The organism is Rhodococcus sp. WB9, from assembly GCF_007558985.1.
Classification (GTDB): domain Bacteria; phylum Actinomycetota; class Actinomycetes; order Mycobacteriales; family Mycobacteriaceae; genus Rhodococcus_F; species Rhodococcus_F opacus.
Genome location: NZ_CP041769.1, coordinates 3077870 through 3096009, shown reverse-complemented (window position 1 = coordinate 3096009; position 18140 = coordinate 3077870). Strand labels below are relative to the sequence as shown.

General features: G+C 67.6%; 15 protein-coding genes. 3 read left to right on the top strand and 12 right to left on the bottom strand.

What is annotated here, in order from left to right; genetic code table 11:
* The first annotated feature begins 9 nt into the window (after positions 1–9).
* Both aroA and rsgA read left to right on the top strand, forming a co-directional pair.
* Entirely contained in the window at positions 10–1326 is a 1317-nt protein-coding gene (gene aroA / locus FND50_RS14235; RefSeq protein ID WP_144286166.1) for a 3-phosphoshikimate 1-carboxyvinyltransferase, read from the top strand.
* Positions 1272–2312 carry a ribosome small subunit-dependent GTPase A gene (gene rsgA / locus FND50_RS14230; RefSeq protein ID WP_005259734.1) on the top strand — a complete coding sequence of 347 codons (1041 nt, stop codon included), beginning with the start codon at positions 1272–1274 and terminating at the stop codon, positions 2310–2312. Before aroA ends, rsgA begins: the two co-directional genes overlap by 55 nt.
* A gap of 29 nt (positions 2313–2341) precedes the next feature.
* On the opposite strand, the gene FND50_RS14225 is transcribed toward rsgA, so the two are convergent.
* The 6 genes from FND50_RS14225 to FND50_RS14200 form a co-directional block, all read right to left on the bottom strand.
* Complete coding sequence (locus tag FND50_RS14225; RefSeq protein WP_005240079.1) at positions 2342–3580, bottom strand: fatty acid desaturase; 1239 nt, start codon at positions 3578–3580, stop codon at positions 2342–2344.
* Positions 3581–3692: 112 nt separating this feature from the next.
* Positions 3693–4949, bottom strand: coding sequence for an acyl-CoA desaturase (locus tag FND50_RS14220; RefSeq protein ID WP_144286165.1), 1257 nt, complete (start codon positions 4947–4949; stop codon positions 3693–3695).
* Positions 4950–5011: 62 nt separating this feature from the next.
* Positions 5012–6127, bottom strand: a complete 1116-nt coding sequence (locus FND50_RS14215) for a ferredoxin reductase (RefSeq protein ID WP_005259737.1) — start codon at positions 6125–6127, stop codon at positions 5012–5014.
* Positions 6128–6218: 91 nt separating this feature from the next.
* Complete coding sequence (locus tag FND50_RS14210) at positions 6219–6731, bottom strand: DUF6912 family protein (RefSeq protein ID WP_005259738.1); 513 nt, start codon at positions 6729–6731, stop codon at positions 6219–6221.
* Positions 6732–6761: 30 nt separating this feature from the next.
* Positions 6762–8186, bottom strand: a complete 1425-nt coding sequence (locus FND50_RS14205; protein ID WP_005259739.1) for a wax ester/triacylglycerol synthase family O-acyltransferase — start codon at positions 8184–8186, stop codon at positions 6762–6764.
* A complete protein-coding gene (locus FND50_RS14200) occupies positions 8180–8617 on the bottom strand; it encodes an HAD-IA family hydrolase (RefSeq protein ID WP_144286164.1) in 438 nt (145 codons plus the stop codon). The genes FND50_RS14205 and FND50_RS14200 overlap by 7 nt, the downstream gene beginning before the upstream one ends.
* Positions 8618–8722: 105 nt before the next feature.
* On the opposite strand from FND50_RS14200, the gene FND50_RS14195 reads away from it, so the two are divergent.
* The gene (locus FND50_RS14195) at positions 8723–9247 is read left to right on the top strand and encodes an Rv3235 family protein (protein ID WP_005259741.1); all 525 of its coding nucleotides are present in this window, start codon (positions 8723–8725) and stop codon (positions 9245–9247) included.
* A gap of 16 nt (positions 9248–9263) precedes the next feature.
* Here FND50_RS14195 and secA read toward each other — a convergent pair whose 3' ends face one another.
* The 6 genes from secA to mtrA all read right to left on the bottom strand — a co-directional run bounded on the left by secA (position 9264) and on the right by mtrA (position 18101).
* Positions 9264–12134, bottom strand: coding sequence for a preprotein translocase subunit SecA (gene secA, locus FND50_RS14190; protein ID WP_144289054.1), 2871 nt, complete (start codon positions 12132–12134; stop codon positions 9264–9266).
* Between the two features lie 151 nt (positions 12135–12285).
* Positions 12286–12963 (bottom strand): ribosome hibernation-promoting factor, HPF/YfiA family, encoded by a 678-nt coding sequence (gene hpf, locus FND50_RS14185; RefSeq protein WP_005259747.1) that lies wholly within the window; start codon positions 12961–12963, stop codon positions 12286–12288.
* A gap of 171 nt (positions 12964–13134) precedes the next feature.
* Positions 13135–13833: a ComF family protein gene (locus FND50_RS14180; protein WP_005259749.1), complete on the bottom strand. Its 699-nt coding sequence runs from the start codon at positions 13831–13833 to the stop codon at positions 13135–13137.
* 31 nt (positions 13834–13864) lie between these two features.
* The gene (lpqB, locus tag FND50_RS14175; RefSeq protein WP_005259751.1) at positions 13865–15658 is read right to left on the bottom strand and encodes an MtrAB system accessory lipoprotein LpqB; all 1794 of its coding nucleotides are present in this window, start codon (positions 15656–15658) and stop codon (positions 13865–13867) included.
* Positions 15655–17427, bottom strand: coding sequence for an MtrAB system histidine kinase MtrB (mtrB, locus tag FND50_RS14170; protein WP_005240060.1), 1773 nt, complete (start codon positions 17425–17427; stop codon positions 15655–15657). The genes lpqB and mtrB overlap by 4 nt, the downstream gene beginning before the upstream one ends.
* Positions 17424–18101 (bottom strand): MtrAB system response regulator MtrA, encoded by a 678-nt coding sequence (mtrA, locus tag FND50_RS14165; RefSeq protein ID WP_005240059.1) that lies wholly within the window; start codon positions 18099–18101, stop codon positions 17424–17426. Before mtrA ends, mtrB begins: the two co-directional genes overlap by 4 nt.
* Positions 18102–18140: the final 39 nt, after the last annotated feature.

The following is an 18140-nucleotide window of genomic DNA, read 5'->3' as shown; positions in this document are numbered from 1 at the left end:
TAGGCGAAGATGGAGACCGTGAGCCTGAGCCTGTGGAACGCCCCCCGTGCCGAAGCGCCCGTCGTCGCGACGGTCGCACTCCCCGGATCGAAGTCGATCACCAATCGCGCGCTGATCCTCGCCGCACTCGCGGACGGTCCGTCCACCCTCACCGGGGCACTGCGCAGCCGGGACACCGACCTCATGATCGGCGCGCTCCGCACGCTCGGCATCAGCATCGAGACGGTCGGCGCCGACACGACGCTGCGGGTCACCCCCGGACGACTCCGGGGCGGTGCCGTCGACTGCGGACTGGCGGGCACCGTCATGCGGTTCCTTCCGCCGGTCGCGGCGCTCGCGAGCGGAACGGTTCACTTCGACGGGGACGAGCAGGCGCGCACCCGGCCCCTCGACACGATCCTGGATGCGCTGCGCGGTCTCGGCGCGGACATCGACGGCGATTCCCTCCCGTTCACGGTCCGCGGTGCGGGCTCGCTGCGCGGTGGACGGGTCACCATCGACGCGTCCGGCTCGTCACAGTTCGTCTCCGGGCTGCTGCTGTCGGCGGCCGCGTTCGACGAGGGTGTCACGGTCCATCACGACGGCAAGACGGTCCCGTCCATGCCGCACATCGACATGACGGTCGAGATGCTGCGCGAGTCGGGTGTCGAGGTCACGACCCCGGCGACGGGCGGGGAGGCCGACACGTGGCGGGTGAGCCCCGGTGTCGTCCGGGCCGTCGACCGGGCGATCGAGCCCGATCTGTCGAATGCCACCGCCTTCCTGGCCGCCGCCGCCGTCACCGGCGGTGAGGTGACCGTTCCCCTGTGGCCGAGCAGGACGACGCAACCAGGCGACGCGATCCGGGAAATCCTCCTGGCGATGGGCGCGGACGTCCGGCTGGACGGCGCGAACCTCACCGTCCGTGGTCCGCAGCAGCTGACCGGCATCGACATCGACCTGCACGACGTGGGCGAACTCACCCCGACCGTGGCGGCGCTCGCCACACTCGCGGACGGCCCGTCGCACCTGCGGGGCATCGCGCACCTGCGCGGTCACGAGACCGACCGGCTGGCCGCGCTCGCACACGAGATCAACTCGCTGGGCGGGAACGTCACCGAGACCGAGGACGGCCTCACGATCGTCCCGGCGGACCTGCACGGTGGGACGTGGCACTCCTACGCCGACCACCGGATGGCGACCGCTGGCGCCATCGTCGGGCTGCGGGTCGACGGCATCGAGATCGAGGACGTCGGTACCACGGCCAAGACCCTGCCCGGTTTCGAGAACCTGTGGGCCACAATGCTGTCCGCAGCCGCGGGCACCGAACGGAAGGCGAGCTTCTGAGTCGCAGGCAGTACGACGAGTCCGACGTCCGGGTACGCCCGGGCCGAGGAACGCGCCCGCGCACGAAGACCCGGCCGGAGCACCTCGCCGCGGAGTCGGCGATGGTCGTCTCGGTCGACCGCGGCCGGTGGGGTTGCGTGCTGGGCGGCGACCCCGAGCGTCCCCTCGTCACCATGCGCGCCCGGGAACTGGGCCGCACCCCCATCGTGGTCGGCGACGAGGTGAGTGTCGTCGGTGATCTGTCCGGCAAGCCCGACACCCTGGCGCGGATCGTGCGGGTCGCCGAACGCTCCACGGTGCTGCGACGCACCGCCGACGACACCGATCCGTACGAGCGGATCGTCGTGGCCAACGCCCAGCAGCTGCTGATCGTCGTGGCGCTCGCCGACCCGCCGCCCCGGACGGGATTCGTCGAACGTGCGCTCGTCGCCGCGTACGCGGGCGGATTGAGTCCCATCGTGTGCCTCACGAAGAGCGATCTCGAGCCGCCCGAGGAGTTCGCGAGCGCGTTCGCCGACCTCGACGTCCCCGTCGTCGTGGCCGGTCGCGACGATCCGGTCGACGAGGTCCTGTCGATGCTGTCGGGCCGGCTCACCGCGCTGATCGGCCACTCGGGGGTCGGGAAGTCGACTCTCGTCAACCGCCTCGTGCCCGACGCCGACCGGGCCGTCGGCGTGGTCTCCGGCGTCGGCAAGGGCAGGCATACGTCCACGCAATCGGTGGCGCTGCCGCTTCCGACGGGCGGCTGGGCGATCGACACCCCCGGCATCCGGTCGTTCGGACTGGCCCACATTTCCCCGGAGAACGTGGTGGCCGCGTTCTCCGATCTGGCCGCAGCCATCGAGGACTGCCCGAGGGGGTGCACCCACCTCGGGCCGCCCGCAGACCCAGAATGCGCGCTCGACCGGCTGGAGGGCAAGGCCGCCAAACGCGTCGACGCGGTCCGTCACCTCCTCACGGCCATCGCGTCCAACGAAGCCTGGTGAGGGACGAACCGCGTCGATAGCGGTACTTTCTAGCGGGACAGCAGCGCGCGAAGACCGCGGCGCTTGCGGGTGCGCTTGATCGCGGTACTCAATCCCTGACGGCGACCGGTTACGGGATCGATTGTCGCCGTGGTGTTTCCACCGAACTTGCGCTCCGACGCCGTCTCCGGCGCGTCGTCCGCGGTCGCCTTGAGGTACTTGTTCGGCAACGACAGCTTGGCGATGGTGCGCCACGACTTCGCGTACTGCACGAGGAAGGGCCCGGTCGTGTACGGCAGGTCGTACTTGTCGCACAGTTCCCGCACCCGCACGGCAATCTCCGAGTAGCGGTTGCTGGGCAGGTCGGGGAACAGGTGGTGCTCGATCTGGTAGCTGAGATTGCCGGACATGAAGTCCATCAGCTTGCCACCCTCGATGTTCGCGCTACCGAGCATCTGGCGCAGGTACCACTGGGCCGGCGTTTCCTTGTCGATGTCCGCCTTGGTGAACTTCTCGGCGCCGTCCGGGAAGTGTCCACAGAAGATGATCGCGTTGGTCCACACGTTGCGGATCATGTTCGCGGCGATGTTTGCGGTGAGCGTGCTCTTCCACGCGGGACCCGTGACCGCGGGGTGCACTACATAGTCCTTGAGGATCTGCTTGCCGACCTTCTCGCCGACCTCACGGAGCTTGCGCTGGGTCTCCTCGCTCGGCACGCGCCCCTTGGCGACCTTGCCGAGTTCGAGATGCTGCGCCGCGATTCCGTACTCGAAGAACAGCGCGAGCAGCGTGTTGTACAGGAGATTGCCGGTGTTGAACGGCTTCCACCGCTGGTCACGCGTGACGCGCAGCAGTCCGTATCCCACGTCGTCGTCCATGCCGAGGACGTTGGTGTATTTGTGGTGAATGTAGTTGTGCGTCTGCTTCCAGTGAGCGGACGGTCCCGTCACGTCCCACTCCCACGAGGTGGAGTGGATCTCGGGATCGTTCATCCAGTCCCACTGGCCGTGCATGACGTTGTGGCCGAGTTCCATGTTCTCGATGATCTTCGAGAGAGACAGCATGGCCGTACCCGCCAGCCAGGCGGGACGCCGCTTGCTCGCGAAGAGGACGGCTCGGCCACCGATTTCGAGGGAACGCTGCAGTCTGATCGTGTTTCGCACGTACCGCGCGTCACGCTCCCCGCGGGACTCTTCGATATCGCGCCGGATCGCATCGAGCTCGCGTCCGAGCGACTCGATGTCGGCTTCGGTGAGATGTGCGTATTCCTTGACGTCTGCAATCGCCATGGGGGACCTCCTCCTGGCTGGGTCGACAGTTCACACCCGAAAGGCGCTGACACGACCTACCGTACCGTAAGTTACGACACCGTAGGTTACCTGAGTGTAGGTGTGAGTGAAATCACCGTCGACGTCGAGGAATCTTGGCCTCCGCGCGGGCGCGCAACGCCGACAGCAGACCCCGCCGCTGCCCCGTGACGGGATCCGTGCGCAACGTCTCGACCATGGCGGCACCCGCATCACGGGCGTCGCGGAACTTGCGTTCCGAGGACGTCTCCGGGGCGTCGTCCGCCGTCGCCCGCAGGAACCGGTCGGGCAGGGCGAGCTTGTGGATCGTGCGCAGAGCCAGCAGGTACTGCTTGGCGAGCGAACCCGTGGTGTACGGCAGGTCGTACTTCTCGCACAGCGCCCGCACCTTCACGGCGATCTCCGGGTACCGGTTGCTCGGCAGGTCCGGGAACAGGTGATGCTCGATCTGGTAGCTGAGATTGCCGCTCATGAAACCCATGACCTTGCCGGAATCGAAATTGGCACTGCCGAGCATCTGCCGGAGATACCACTCGTGCCGGGTCTCGTTCTCGTACTCGTCCACCGTGAACTTCTCGGCACCGTCCGGGAAGTGCCCGCAGAAGATCACCACATAGGCCCACAGATTCCGCACGAGATTGGCGGTGGCGTTGGCCGTCAGCGTCGACTTCCACGCCGGCCCCGCGAGCACCGGGAACAGCAGGAAGTCCTTGCCGACCTGACGGAAGATCTTGCGACCGAAATCCTTGTTGGCCTGGGAATTGAGCTGACCCTTCTCCGCACCCTCGAGCTCGGCCGCGAAGGTGAGGTCGTGGAGCGCGATCCCCCACTCGAACGTGGCGGCCAGGATGATGTTGGCGAACGGCTGCAGCAGATTGATCGGCCGCCACTCCTCGTCGCGGGTCATCCGGAGGATGCCGAACCCCACATCGGAATCCATTCCCACGATGTTGGTGAACGTGTGGTGGGAGTAGTTGTGCGCCCGCTTCCAATGCTCCGAGGGGCCCGTCTGATCCCACTCCCACGACATGGAGTGGATCTCCGGATCGTTCATCCAGTCCCACTGGCCGTGCATCACATTGTGGCCGAGTTCCATGTTCTCGATGATCTTCGAGAGGGACAGCATCGCGGTGCCCGCGAGCCAGGCCGGGCGGTAGCGGCTTCCGAACAACGCAGCCCGGCCACCGAGCTCCAGCAGCCGTTGCGCCCTGATGGCCCGGCGGATGTAGCGGGCGTCGCGAACGCCGCGCGAATCCTCCACGTCGAGCCGGATCGCATCCAACTCACGCCCGAGCGATTCGATGTCCGCTTCGGTCAGATGCGCGAACTCTTTGATGTCGGTGATCGCCACCGTGCTCCTCCGTCTGGTGAGAGTCCGAGAATAGCGGAGTCAGGTGAACAACACGCCCACGCTCACGCGTCGAGCGTGCAGTCCCCTGCCGCCGCGGAGATACAAGTCTGGACTCGGTCACCTTCGGCGTGCTGCTTGCCGGACCTCAGGTCGATGGCGTGCCCGGCGAGGATCGGCACGACACACGTCTGGCAGATACCCATCCGGCAGCCGAACGGCATCAGTGCCCCGACCTGCTCACCCGCCTCGAGGAGAGTGGTGGCGCCGTCGATCGTCACGGTCTTGTCGGCCTTGGCGAACGTGACGGTCCCGCCCTCGCCGGACGTGTCCGCGCGGGAGACGGCGAACCGCTCGAGGTGCAACTTGTCCTCGATGCCCTCGTCACGCCACAGCGTCTCGATCTCGTCGAGCATCGGCAGCGGCCCGCACGCCCACGTCTGCCGTTCGCGCCAGTCGGGACACACCTCGTCGAGCGAGGACAGCGCGAACTTGCCCTGGCTGCGGGTGAGCTGGATCTTGCACCGGAAGTCGTCGTGCTCCTCGTGAAGCCGGGTGAGCTCGTCGGCGAACATCACGTCGGCGTCGGTGGGGGCCGAGTGGACGTGGAAGACGTCGGGGAGCTGACCGCGCCGGTTCATCGTGCGCAGCATCGCCATGACGGGAGTGATGCCGCTGCCCGCGGTGAGGAACAGGATCCGCTGCGGCGGCGGGTCGGGCAGCGCGAAGTTGCCCGTGGGGGTCGCGAGCCGCACGATCGTCCCCGAGGGCACACCGTTGACGAGGTGACTCGACAGGAACCCCTCGGGCATCGCCTTGACGGCGATGGAGATGAGCTTGTCGTCCCAGTTCGGCGGCGAGGTGAGGGAGTACGAGCGCCAGTGCCAGCGTCCGTCGATGTGCAGACCGATGCCGATGTACTGGCCGGGCTCGTAGTCGAAGTCGAATCCCCAGCCCGGCTTGATGACGATCGTGGCCGAGTCCGCCGTCTCCGCGCGCACCTCCACGATCTGTCCGCGCAGTTCGCGAGCCGACCACAGTGGGTTGGCGAGATGCAGGTAGTCGTCGGGCAGCAACGGCGTCGTGAGCCGTGCCGCCGCACCTCGCAACCAATTGAGCTTGGACCGCTTGGCGGGCACAACCGCTGCTGCGGGCGCCTCGATCCAATCCTTCAGACCCATCCGACCTCCACCTTTTCCGTCATGACCTACGCTACCGTAGGTTATCAAGTTACGGTACCGTAGGTTACCCCAAGGTAAGGGGACGTACCGGTCAGAGCAGTTCGAGAAGGAACGGAAGCTCCTGAGTGGCGTACCACGCCAGGACATGATCCTCCGCGTCACCGAGAACGAACTCGGCGTCGGGGTCCCCGAGATCCGCCTCGTCGATCGCCGACACGGCCCGTTCGATGTCCGGCTCCGCCTCCGCGAGATCCACGTGCACCGACGCGACCGTGCCGATCGTCACCGGACCGGGCAACCGGACCACGGCGTCGTCGAGATCCGGCCGCGGCGTCACCTCGTCCACGTCCGCGGCGACCACGGCGCGACGGAAGCGAACCCCGTCGCTTCCGCTCTCCCCCACCCGGCCCGCGATCAGTCGCAGCGAGGCCCGGGCGGCCTCGGCCATCGCGACCTCGGCCAGTTCCTCGTCGTCGCCCGACGAGTACGCCTCGCGGAGCGTGGGGGTGACGGCGAAGGCGGTACGGCTCATCGGATCGAACTCCCGGTCGGCGACGAGCCGCTGGAGGATCTCGATCGTCGCGGGAACGTACACCCTCGTCATGCGTCACCCGTCATTCGCACCGCGGACTTCTCACCGGCTGGCATCCAACAACTCCTCGAGAGATTCGTACAGCAGCGCCGCCACCACGTCCACGTCGGCCATGGCGTCACGGTCTGCATTCAAACCGTAGTAGACGTTGCCGTCGTAGGACGTCAGGCCGATGCTCAAAGTCTGGTTTTTCAGCAGCGGCGACACCGGATACATCTCGAGCATCCGCGCTCCCCCGACGTACAGCGGCAGCTGCGGTCCCGGCGCGTTGGTGATCATCAGGTTGAACATCCGCTGCGAGAAGCTGCTCGCGACGCGGGCACTCATCGCGTGCAGCGTGGCGGGCGCGAATCCCGACAAACGCACCAGGGTCTCCGCGGTGACCCGCTGGCTCTGCTTGGCGTGCGCCTCCATGGCGTGCGCCACGTGCGACAGCCGCACCACGGCATTCGGTTCCCCGACCGGCAGGTCGATGAGGAACGACGACACCATGCTTCGCGGATCCGCCCATTCGCCGCGGCGTGACTCCTCGTCGTCGGTCTCGGGGTCCGTCGCGTACACGGACATCGGGACCATGGCCCGGACCGTGGTCGACTCGGCCACCGGCTCGCCGCGGGAGAGCAGCCAGTACCGCATCGCACCCGACACGACGGCCAGGATGACGTCGTTGACCTCGCACCCGTACTGCGCGCGGATCTTCCGGTAGTCACCCAGCTCGGTCTTGACCACCGCGAAGCGCCGATTGCGTGAAATGGTCGCGTTCAGCGGACTCGCCGGCGCCACCTGCGTGGCGGTGCGCACGACGGCGGCGACCTTGCCGACGGCGCGTACGGTCTCACCGAGCGCGGACGCCATGTCACCCAACGTCATCCGCAGCGCCGCCAGCCCTTCGCCCGGCCGCGCCACCATCTCCGCCAGCGCCCCGGCGATCAGTGTGGACTCACTGGGGGCGGGGCTCGGCATCCACAGCTCCTCGGCCATGGGACGCCGGGTCTTCGCCGGGTCGAGGATCACCTGACCGATCTCGAGCGCCGTCTCACCGTCGACCAGCGACGAATGGGACTTCGTGAAGATGGCGAAGCGATTGTTCGACAACCCCTCCACCAGGTACATCTCCCACAGCGGTCGCGTGTTGTCGAGCGGCCGGGACGTGAGCCGTGCGACCAGATCGTGCAACTGGGCATCCGATCCGGGCTTCGGCAGCGCCGACCGCCGGACGTGGTACTCGATGTCGAAGTCCTGGTCGTCCACCCAGACCGGCCGCGACAGTCCCAGCGCCACCTCCCGCACCTTCTGCCGGTAGCGCGGGACCAGACTCAGTCGTTCCTCGACGAGGCTCAGTAATTCCTCGTAGGACAACCCGTTTCGCGGCTTGCGGAAGATCGCGAGCGAACCCACGTGCATCGGCGTACTGCTCGCCTCGAGAAAATAGAACGACGCGTCCTGCGTAGTCAGTCTCGTCACCATGTCGGCGCCTGTCCCCCTTGCATCCCGTCTCGATCGACATCGAGAAGTATCGCTATCTCGTCCGCGGTGGCGCCGCCGTCGACGTGGTGGATACCCACCATCCCGACGGCCACCGCACCCCGGACATTGACCGACAGGTCGTCGACGAAGATACAGTCCCCCGGGGCCAGACCGAGCGCGTCGGCCGTCAGCCGGTAGATCCGCGGATCAGGTTTGGCGACACCGACATCCCCGGACAGCACGACCTGATCGACCAGCCGGCCGTCACCGAGTTCCCGCAGCCACTGCGCGCCGGGACCACCGGGATCGTTGCTGAGGATCGCGGTCCGCACCCCACGAGTCCGGGCACCGGCGAGGACGGACGACAGGCCGTCCATGTCCGAACCGGGACCCGCGAGAACTCCTCCGAAGTCCAATATCAATCCCCGCACGTCCCCACCCTAGGGTCCGCTCCCCGGTTCGGCGACACGACGACGGGATCCGTGCGAGTATGACCGCTACGACGGCCGTCTCATGCCGAAACCGGGGGGTAAGAAATGAGTGAGTCCTACACGTTCCTGTCACGGGTGCCGCGCTTCGAGCCGGCGGCCGGTGACGTTCCCGCACCGCCACTGCCGGGGCGTTCGGCGGCGCCGTCGGGCGGGCGGCACGCGTCCGGGCGCGGCAGGCACCGCTCGTCGCCCCACTCGGGGGCGTCGCCACGCACCGCCGCGACGCAGCCGGGAACGCTGCCTCTTCCCTCGCCGGACGTCCAGCGGTTCACGGAGCAGGCGTTCCGGCTCGTCCTCGAAGTGCTGGATCGGCGCCGCAACGTACGGCAATTGCGGCCGCTGGTGACGCCGTCGCTCGTCGACGTCGTGCGCACGCTCGCGCTGTCGGAGTCGCCCGCCCGGCGACTCGGTGTCGCGACGCTCGTCCGCGTGCACCTGCGCGCGGTGGAGCCGTGCGCGTTCGAGGCCTTCGGCACCTACGGCCGGGGACCGCGGATCTTCGTGATCGCAGCCCGTGTCGAACAGCAGTCCGACACGGGCTGGACCGTCACCTCGCTGGTGATCGGCTGATCGTCCTCTTCTGCGGTCAGCGCTTGCGCTTGGTCCGCGGGGCCTTCTTGCTCTTCGACTGCGACCGCGCGGCCTCACGCCGCTGACGACGGGTTCCGGCATCGGCGGCATCGTCCGATTCGGCGGCTCCGCGGCGGCTGAGCTGGGCGTTGCCGTCCTCGGCAGGCCCGGAGTACGTGAGCCCGCGGGGCTCGCCGTCGTCCAGGCCCTTCGCGCGGAGGGCGGACGGTGCCGCCGTGCCCTGCGCCTGCTGCGCCGCCTCCTGGGTGGGCAGTGGCCGCGGCGGTGCCGGAGCGGGCGAGGCCGACGCCGTCGCCGCTGCGGACGCCGCGGTGACGCTCACGCCCGGGGCCTGTGCCGCCGTCGGGGCGGCCGCCTCGACCTGAAGGTTGAACAGGAATCCGACCGACTCCTCCTTCAGACCCTCGAGCATGCCGCCGAACATGTCGAAACCTTCGCGCTGGTACTCGACGAGCGGATCACGCTGGGCCATCGCCCGCAGGCCGATGCCCTCCTTGAGGTAGTCCATCTCGTAGAGGTGTTCGCGCCACTTGCGGTCGAGCACGCTCAGCAGGACGCGACGCTCCAGTTCGCGCATCGATCCCTCGCCGGCGACGCCGTCGATCTCGGCCTCGCGCCGGGCGTAGGCGTCGTGTGCGTCCTTCAGCAGGGTCTCGCGCAGCTCGTCGGCGGTGATGTCGTTGGTCTCACCGTCGTCGCCGTCGCCGACCAGTTCCTTGTAGTCGAGGCCGACCGGGTACAGCGTCTTGAGGGCCGTCCACAGTTGTTCGAGATCCCAGTCCTCGATGTATCCCTCGGCGGTGGCACCGTCGACGTAGGCGGTGACCACGTCGGTGATCATCTTCTCGACCTGGCCCTCCATGTCCTTGCCTTCGAGGATCTGGCGGCGCTCGTTGTAGATGACCGTGCGCTGCTGGTTCATCACCTCGTCGTACTTGAGGACGTTCTTGCGGATCTCGAAGTTCTGCTGTTCGACCTGCGTCTGAGCGCTCTTGATGGCCTTCGAGACCATCTTCGCCTCGATGGGAACGTCGTCGGGCAGGTTGAGCCGGGTCATGATCGACTCGAGGGCCGCGCCGTTGAACCGTCGCATCAACTCGTCGCCGAGCGACAGGTAGAACCGCGACTCACCCGGATCGCCCTGACGGCCGGAGCGGCCGCGCAACTGGTTGTCGATACGCCGGGACTCGTGCCGCTCGGTGCCGAGGACGTACAGTCCGCCCGCCTCCCGAACCTTGTCCGCGTCGGCTTTCACCTCGGCCTTGACCTGGTCGAGGACGTCGTCCCACGCCGCCTCGTAGTCGTCGGGCGTGTGGACGGGGTCGAGTCCCTGCTTGCGGAGCGCGATGTCCGCGATGATGTCGGGGTTGCCGCCGAGCACGACGTCGGTACCACGACCGGCCATGTTGGTCGCCACGGTGACGGCGCCCGACCTGCCGGCCTCGGCGATGATCTGGGCTTCCTGCTCGTGGAACTTCGCGTTCAGCACGTTGTGCGCCACGCCGCGCTTGGTGAACTGCTTCGACAGGTACTCGGACCGCTCGACGCTGGTGGTGCCGATCAGGACCGGCTGGCCCTTCTCGTGCCGCTCCACCACGTCGTCGACGACGGCGTCGAACTTGGCTTCCTCGGTCTTGTAGATCAGGTCGCCGTTGTCGACGCGGACCATCGGCCGGTTGGTGGGGATCGGGATGACGCCGAGGTTGTAGATCTGGTGCAGCTCGGCGGCCTCGGTCTCGGCGGTACCCGTCATGCCCGACAGCTTGTCGTAGAGACGGAAGTAGTTCTGGAGCGTGATCGTGGCGAGGGTCTGGTTCTCGGCCTTGATCTCGACCTTCTCCTTGGCCTCGATCGCCTGGTGCATGCCCTCGTTGTACCGGCGGCCGACGAGGACGCGGCCGGTGAACTCGTCGACGATGATCACTTCGCCGTCGCGGACGATGTAGTCCTTGTCCTTGGTGTAGAGCTCCTTGGCCTTGATGGCGTTGTTCAGGTAGCTCACGAGCGGCGAGTTGGCGGCCTCGTACAGGTTGTCGATGCCGAGCTGGTCCTCGACGAGCTCGACGCCGGCCTCGTGGACGCCGATGGTGCGCTTGCGGATGTCGACCTCGTAGTGCACGTCCCGCTTGAGCAGCGGCGCGATGCGGGCGAATTCCGCGTACCACTTGCTCGAGGCGTCGGCGGGACCGGAGATGATGAGGGGGGTCCGGGCCTCGTCGATGAGGATGGAGTCGACCTCGTCGACGACGGCGAAGCTGTGACCGCGCTGGACGAGATCGTCCAGGGAGTGCGTCATGTTGTCGCGCAGGTAGTCGAACCCGAACTCGTTGTTGGTGCCGTATGTGATGTCGGCCGCATAGGCTGCGCGACGTTCGGCGGGCGACATGCCGGACAGGATCACGCTGGTGTCGAGTCCGAGGAAGCGGTGGACACGGCCCATCCACTCGGAGTCGCGCTTGGCGAGGTAGTCGTTGACCGTGACGACGTGCACGCCGTCTCCGGCGATCGCATTGAGGTATGCGGGCAACACGCAGGTCAGGGTCTTGCCCTCACCCGTCTTCATCTCGGCGATGTTGCCGAAGTGGAGGGCGGCACCGCCCATGATCTGCACGTGGAAGTGCCGCTGGTCGATCACGCGCCAGGACGCCTCGCGGGCGACCGCGAACGCCTCGGGCAGCAGCTCGTCGAGCGTCTCGCCGTCGCGGTAGCGGGCGCGGAACTCCTCGGTCTTCGCGCGGAGTTGCTCGTCGGTCAGGTCTTCGACCTCGGGCGACAGCGAGGAAACGTGGTCGGCGATGTGCTTGAGCCGCTTGACCATGCGACCTTCACCAACACGGAGCAGCTTCGATAGCGACAGCGACGGCACAGTCTTGTTCGTCCTCAATCTTCGGCAGTGGATGGGTGACACACAAAATCCGGCCGGAGGTCCGAGAACCCCGGCCGGATTCCATGGTAGGCGCTTCCGCGATCGGACGAGTAGACCGACCGCTCGGATCGTCAGGCGGAACGGGAGTACATCACGCCAGACGGATCAATCCGTAGTCGAACGCGTGCCGCCGGTAGACGACGGTCGCCTTGTCCGACTCCTTGTCGTGGAACAGGAAGAAATCGTGTCCTACCAACTCCATCTCGTACAAAGCATCGTCGACGGTCATCGGCGTCGCCTTGTGTTCCTTGGTACGCACGACATGACCCGGTGTGTGCTCGTCCGGCATCTGACCGTCCAGGGAGATGTCGGGACTGATGCCGAGACTGTCGTCCTCGGCGAGTGCGGCGGTGGCTTCCGCCACCGACACCGGGGTCTTTTCCCCGTAGTGGACCTTTTTGCGGTCCTTGGTGCGGCGGAGCCTGCTCTCGAGCTTGGCGGTCACCGACTCGAATGCTGCATAGAAGCTGTCGGCGCATGCCTCGGCTCGGGCTACCGGCCCCTTGCCTCGGGCAGTGATCTCGACGCGCTGGCAGTTTTTCCTCTGGCGTCGATTGGGTTCGTGGTGAAGTTCGACATCGAACAGAAATATGGAGGGATCGAAGCGCTCGAGGCGCGACAGCTTCTCGGAGACGTACACGCGGAAGTGGTCGGGTACCTCGACGTTGCGTCCCTTGACGACGATCTCGGCGTTGGGGGTATCCGTCTTCTCTTGTGCATCCGTTGTGCGGTCGTCGACGAAAACCGAGGCTTGCGAAGGGGTCGTCACTCGTACCTCCCGATTACGGCCCCGCCCCTTGATGGGCGGCGGCGAGTTTGAGCAATGCCGGAAGGGGGTCCGCCCGGCACCAGGTTCGAAGTTCCACCTCCTACCTGTGTTTTCGGGTGTGTCCGCGACGCTAGTACGTAACGCGCGCGAGTGCCACTGTTCGGCAGAATTTCATCTGACACCCGCCACGACGACCACCGCACTCACTCGGATACCCACTCGCGACAGCACCCGGACCGACTCGGCGGCGGTCGCCCCGGTGGTCGACACGTCGTCCAGTAGTACCACCGAGATGCGTTGCAGTGCAGCCGGTTCCGACGCGAGATGCCGCGCGAATACTTGACCGCTGCGCGTCAACCGGACGCCACCCTCGAGGTTTACTCGACGTTGATCTGCGCTCAGTCCGACCGAATCGCGCACGGCGCGTCGCATCACGAGCGCGGGGCACACGCGTCTGCCTCCCACCGCGGCGACGGCGATCCGGGTGACGGGGTCGCCGCCGCGTGCACGGGCGGCCCGGGGACGCGTCGGAGCCGGCACCAGAACCACCGGGGCCACGTCCGGCGGGTCGAGTTCACCCCACTGCTGCAGACGGCCCAGGGCGCCGGCGACGGCGGATCCGAGGGGCGCAGCGAGATCACGCCGCCCGCGTTCCTTCGCGGCGATCACGGCCCGACGGCGGGCACCCGAGTACGGTCCGAGTGCCCACACCCCGACCCCGGGATCCACGCGGGGCCGGAGCAGCACGGGATCGTCGGCCAACTCCGTGGCGCAGCGGGCGCACCACTGCGTGCCCGGCACGCCGCACCCGCCGCATTCGGCGGGCAGGATCAGGTCGAGCAGGCTCCGGAGGCCGGGCAGGGCGCGCATGCGGGCAGTATCGGCGACCGCACCGACAGCCTCAGCCCGGTAGGACCGGGATCGCCTTCACACCCGTCAACCCGGGGACCTCCCGCCAGTACCGGTCGCCCGCCGGATCATTGTTGTTCAACTGGAACACCGCCCGGGAGTCGGCGACGAACTCCGTGGTCGTCGACGCGTCCACGGCCACCACCGGCGCGGTCAGATTGCGGCTCGGCAGCGCGTCCATCCGTGATCCGTCGACGGCCACCTGCACCACCGGGATGTCCGAGGCCGCGCGCGCGACGACGATCGTGTCGCTCGTGCTCCAGTCCAGGGACAGCGCCGGGCTGCCCAGACCGATCGCGACCGCACGGGGATTCGTCAAAGCGTACTCACCACCCGGCATCTGGGTGACGATCGCGAGGTAGACCTTGCCGTCGACGATCAGTGCCGCGCGCACCCCGTCGCGGGACAGCCGCAACTCGGTGATCGTGGCACCCAGCGCGGTGACGGCGCCGGCGTCGACGTTGACCACCGACGTCCGGCCGGTGCCGGGCTCGCGCAACACCCGAATCACCGTGTTGCCGTTGACCGCTGCCCAGATCGCCGAATTGTCGGGTGCCCATGTCGGGCGGGTGATCGCGCCGCCTTCGAGCACCGACGCGGCACCGTCCTCGTACGCGCCGACCATCAGCGAACTCGCGGGTTCCGGGGCGGGACGCCCCGTGTCCGCGACCGCCGCGACCAGCTTTCCGTCCTGCGACAGCGCGAGCGAACGCATGTTGCGGGCCGAACCGAAGTACCCGGGCACCGGGGTGACGCCGGTCTCGGTGACGCTCACCATCGACCCCTCGCGCAGCGCGTGCAGCCCCACGGTGGCGCTCGAGGTCGCGAACGGATTCATCGACGCGACGTCGGCGGTGGTCCACCCGTTCGGGAACCGCTCGTCGAAGGGCTCGCCGTCGGCGAGCAGCACATAGGGGCCCGAGATCTCCGCGTTGGCCAGCGTCCAGATCACCTGCGCCGCGAACAGCTGCTTCGCCTGCGCGTCCATGGGCGGCACGCCGGCGAAATCGATCCGGATGCCGCCGAGCCCCACCCCCACCTGCGCGGTGCGGCCGTCGGCCTTCGTGATCGGGCCCCGCACCGACACGCCGTCGCCGAGCTCGTTGCGCACGGCCGGGGCCAGGGCGGCCTTCGGCCCGTCGATCAGCAAGCCGATCAACTGGGACGCCATCTGGTCCTGGGCGCCCGACACCCAGCGCGGATCCGGCACGACCGTCGTCCCGGCCGGATCGAGGAAGTACAGCGATTTGCGCTGATAGGTGTTCAGGAACTGTGCCCGGTCCAGGATCACGCCGGCGGGGAGCTCGGAGATCCGCCACTCCCCGTCGAGTAGCTCGAGGCTGATCTTCGTCTCGAAGCTGCCCTCCTCCGCCACGTACAGTCCGCCGGGCTCGAGCTGCCCCACCTTGTTGGCGCGGATCGTGTACGTCGCCTTGTCGGCCGACCGCGTCTCCGGGAGGACGTCGACCTTGTCGACGATGGTCGCGCTGGCCGCGTCGTCCCACCTACCGGTCACACCGGGGGTGAGGAACTGACGGGCCGCGAGGTGCCGGTTGGACGGATCGGTACTGGCCTTGAAGAAGTCGCGGAGCAGCAGGTCGGGTTCACGCCCCGGCGCGGGGGCCGCGACGCTCGATCCGGGCGAGTCACGGTTGATCGTGCCGATCGCCTGCGGTGTGGAGGAATCCGGGAGGCTCGCGCACCCGCTGACCGTCACGAGCACCGCAAGGACGATCGCTCCGCATACCGACCGCGACAGCAGGGCGGATCGCCGCCGGGGCGTCACAGGTCCTGCTCCGGAAGGTGCGAACCGTCTCGGTCACCGACGTGCGCGCGCTCGCGCTTCTGGGGAACCGTGCGGGATTCGTCGGCCACCGTCTCCGGGCTCTCGTTGCGCACCGGCAACGTGGTGTCGCCCGGGACAGGCTGACCCTGAACGTATTTCGCGGTTCCCGGTTTCAGCGGCAGCGGGCTCGACACGACCTTGCGGCCCCGCACCCGCGGCAGCGTCAACCGGAAGCAGGCGCCTTGGCCGGGTTCGCCCCACGCCTCGAGCCTGCCGTCGTGGAGATTCGCGTCCTCCACACTGATCGCGAGTCCGAGGCCGGTACCGCCCGACCGCCGCACCCGCGACGGGTCGGACCGCCAGAACCTGTTGAACACCAGCTTCTCCTCGCCCGGCCGCAGACCCACGCCCTGGTCGCGCACGATGAACGCCGCAGCGCTGTCGTCGGCGCGCAGGCGCAGCAGCACCGGTTTGCCTTCTCCGTGATCGATCGCGTTCGCGAGGAGGTTCCGCAGAATGCGTTCCACGCGACGCGGGTCCACCTCGGCCATGACTGCCTGATCGGGCAGGTCCACGATCAGTTCGGTCCCGCTCTCGCGCGCGAGATGACGGACCGTCGAGACCGCCGCACGCGCACACATCCGGACGTCGAGTTGCTCGGCGGCCAGTTCCGCGACACCGGCGTCGTGCCTGCTGATCTCGAGGAGGTCGGCCAGCAGCCCCTCGAACCGGTCGAGTTCGGCGACCAGCAACTCCGACGACCGCCGGAGCACCGGGTCGAGATCGTCGCTGCCGTCGTGGATGAGATCGGCCGCCATGCGCACCGTCGTCAGCGGTGTCCGCAGCTCGTGGCTCACGTCGGAGGTGAATCTCTTCTGGAGATTTCCGAACTCCTCGAGCTGGGTGATCTGTTTGGACAGGCTCTCCGCCATCTCGTTGAACGACATCGCCAGCCGGGCCATGTCGTCCTCGCCGCGCACGGGCATGCGTTCCTTCAGCCGGCCGTCGGCGAAGCGCACCGCGATCCGGGACGCCGACCGGATCGGCAGAACCACCTGCCGGGCGACGAGGAGCGCGATGGCCGCGAGCAGCACGGCCAGCACCGCACCACCCACCAGCAGCGTGCCGCGGACCAGCGACAGACTGCGGTCCTCACTGGCCAGCGGGAACACCAGGTACAACTCGAGCGTGGAGATCGCGGATGCGGTCGGGCTCCCGACGATCAGCGCCGGCCCCGAATAGCCTTCGGGATCGTTGACCGTGGCGAACTGGTAGGCCACCTGACCGGCCTGGACGAACGCCCGCAGTGATTCCGGAATCTGGTCCGCCGGGCCGCTGGACGTCGGGGCGCGGGGGCCGTCACCGGGCACGATCAGCACAGGATCGAACGTTCCCGCCGACCCCGACGCCTGACCGGCGTCGGGCTCCCGGTTCGTCAGCGCAGCCCGGGCACCGTCGAGCTGGGTGGTGGGCGAACTACTGTCGTCCGCCCCCGCCAGCTGCCCCTCGACCGTGCTGCGGGCACGGTCCATCTCCTCGGTCGCCGCGTTGATCTTCGTTTCGAGCAGACGGTCGGTGATCTGGCTCGTCAGCACGACGCCGAGCACGACGATGACGATGAGCGACAACGTCAACGTCGAGACGACGACCCTCAGCTGCAGCGAACGACGCCACGTGTGCGCGAGGGTATTGCTCAGTGAGTGACCCCACCGAAGGATCGGCGAAACGCGTCGGTTGACACGACGCCGCCATCGGGAAACACCTGTCACGGCGGTCCGGCCTTGTAGCCGACCCCCCTGACCGTCAAAACCACTTCGGGATTCTCGGGATCAGTCTCGACCTTGGCCCGCAGACGCTGAACGTGCACGTTGACCAGTCGGGTGTCGGCTGCATGTCGGTAACCCCACACCTGCTCGAGCAGGACCTCACGGGTGAACACCTGTCGCGGTTTGCGCGCCAGAGCCACCAGGAGGTCGAACTCGAGGGGGGTGAGGGAGATCAGTTCTTCGCCCCGGCTCACCTTGTGGGCGGGGACGTCGATGACGATGTCGGCGATGCTGAGCAGCTCGGCCGGCTCGTCCTCGGTCCGGCGAAGCCGTGCCCGGACCCGCGCCACCAGCTCCTTCGGCTTGAACGGCTTCATGATGTAGTCGTCCGCGCCGGATTCCAATCCGAGGACCACGTCGACGGTGTCCGTCTTCGCGGTCAGCATCACTATGGGGACACCGGAATCGGCGCGCAGGACCCGGCACACGTCGATGCCGTTCATGCCGGGCAGCATCAGGTCGAGCAGCACCAAGTCCGGGCGTGTCTCCCGGACCGCGGTGAGCGCCTGGGTCCCGTCCCCCACCACATACGGATCGAATCCTTCGCCGCGGAGGACGATCGTGAGCATCTCCGCGAGCGCAGTATCGTCGTCGACAACCAGAATCCTTGGCTTCATGTCCCTATCGTTGCATCTTCGGAGGCCGTAACAGCCCGT

Excerpts from the sequence above, each read along its gene's own strand:
- aroA (WP_144286166.1), top strand. The coding sequence starts at position 10 with ATGGAGACCGTGAGCCTGAGCCTGTGGAACGCCCCCCGTGCCGAAGCG.
- mtrA (WP_005240059.1), bottom strand. The coding sequence starts at position 18,101 with ATGAAGCCAAGGATTCTGGTTGTCGACGACGATACTGCGCTCGCGGAG.
- FND50_RS14210 (WP_005259738.1), bottom strand. The coding sequence starts at position 6,731 with ATGACGAGGGTGTACGTTCCCGCGACGATCGAGATCCTCCAGCGGCTC.
- FND50_RS14195 (WP_005259741.1), top strand. The coding sequence starts at position 8,723 with ATGAGTGAGTCCTACACGTTCCTGTCACGGGTGCCGCGCTTCGAGCCG.
- FND50_RS14225 (WP_005240079.1), bottom strand. The coding sequence starts at position 3,580 with ATGGCGATTGCAGACGTCAAGGAATACGCACATCTCACCGAAGCCGAC.
- FND50_RS14205 (WP_005259739.1), bottom strand. The coding sequence starts at position 8,186 with ATGGTGACGAGACTGACTACGCAGGACGCGTCGTTCTATTTTCTCGAG.
- FND50_RS14215 (WP_005259737.1), bottom strand. The coding sequence starts at position 6,127 with ATGGGTCTGAAGGATTGGATCGAGGCGCCCGCAGCAGCGGTTGTGCCC.
- FND50_RS14180 (WP_005259749.1), bottom strand. The coding sequence starts at position 13,833 with ATGCGCGCCCTGCCCGGCCTCCGGAGCCTGCTCGACCTGATCCTGCCC.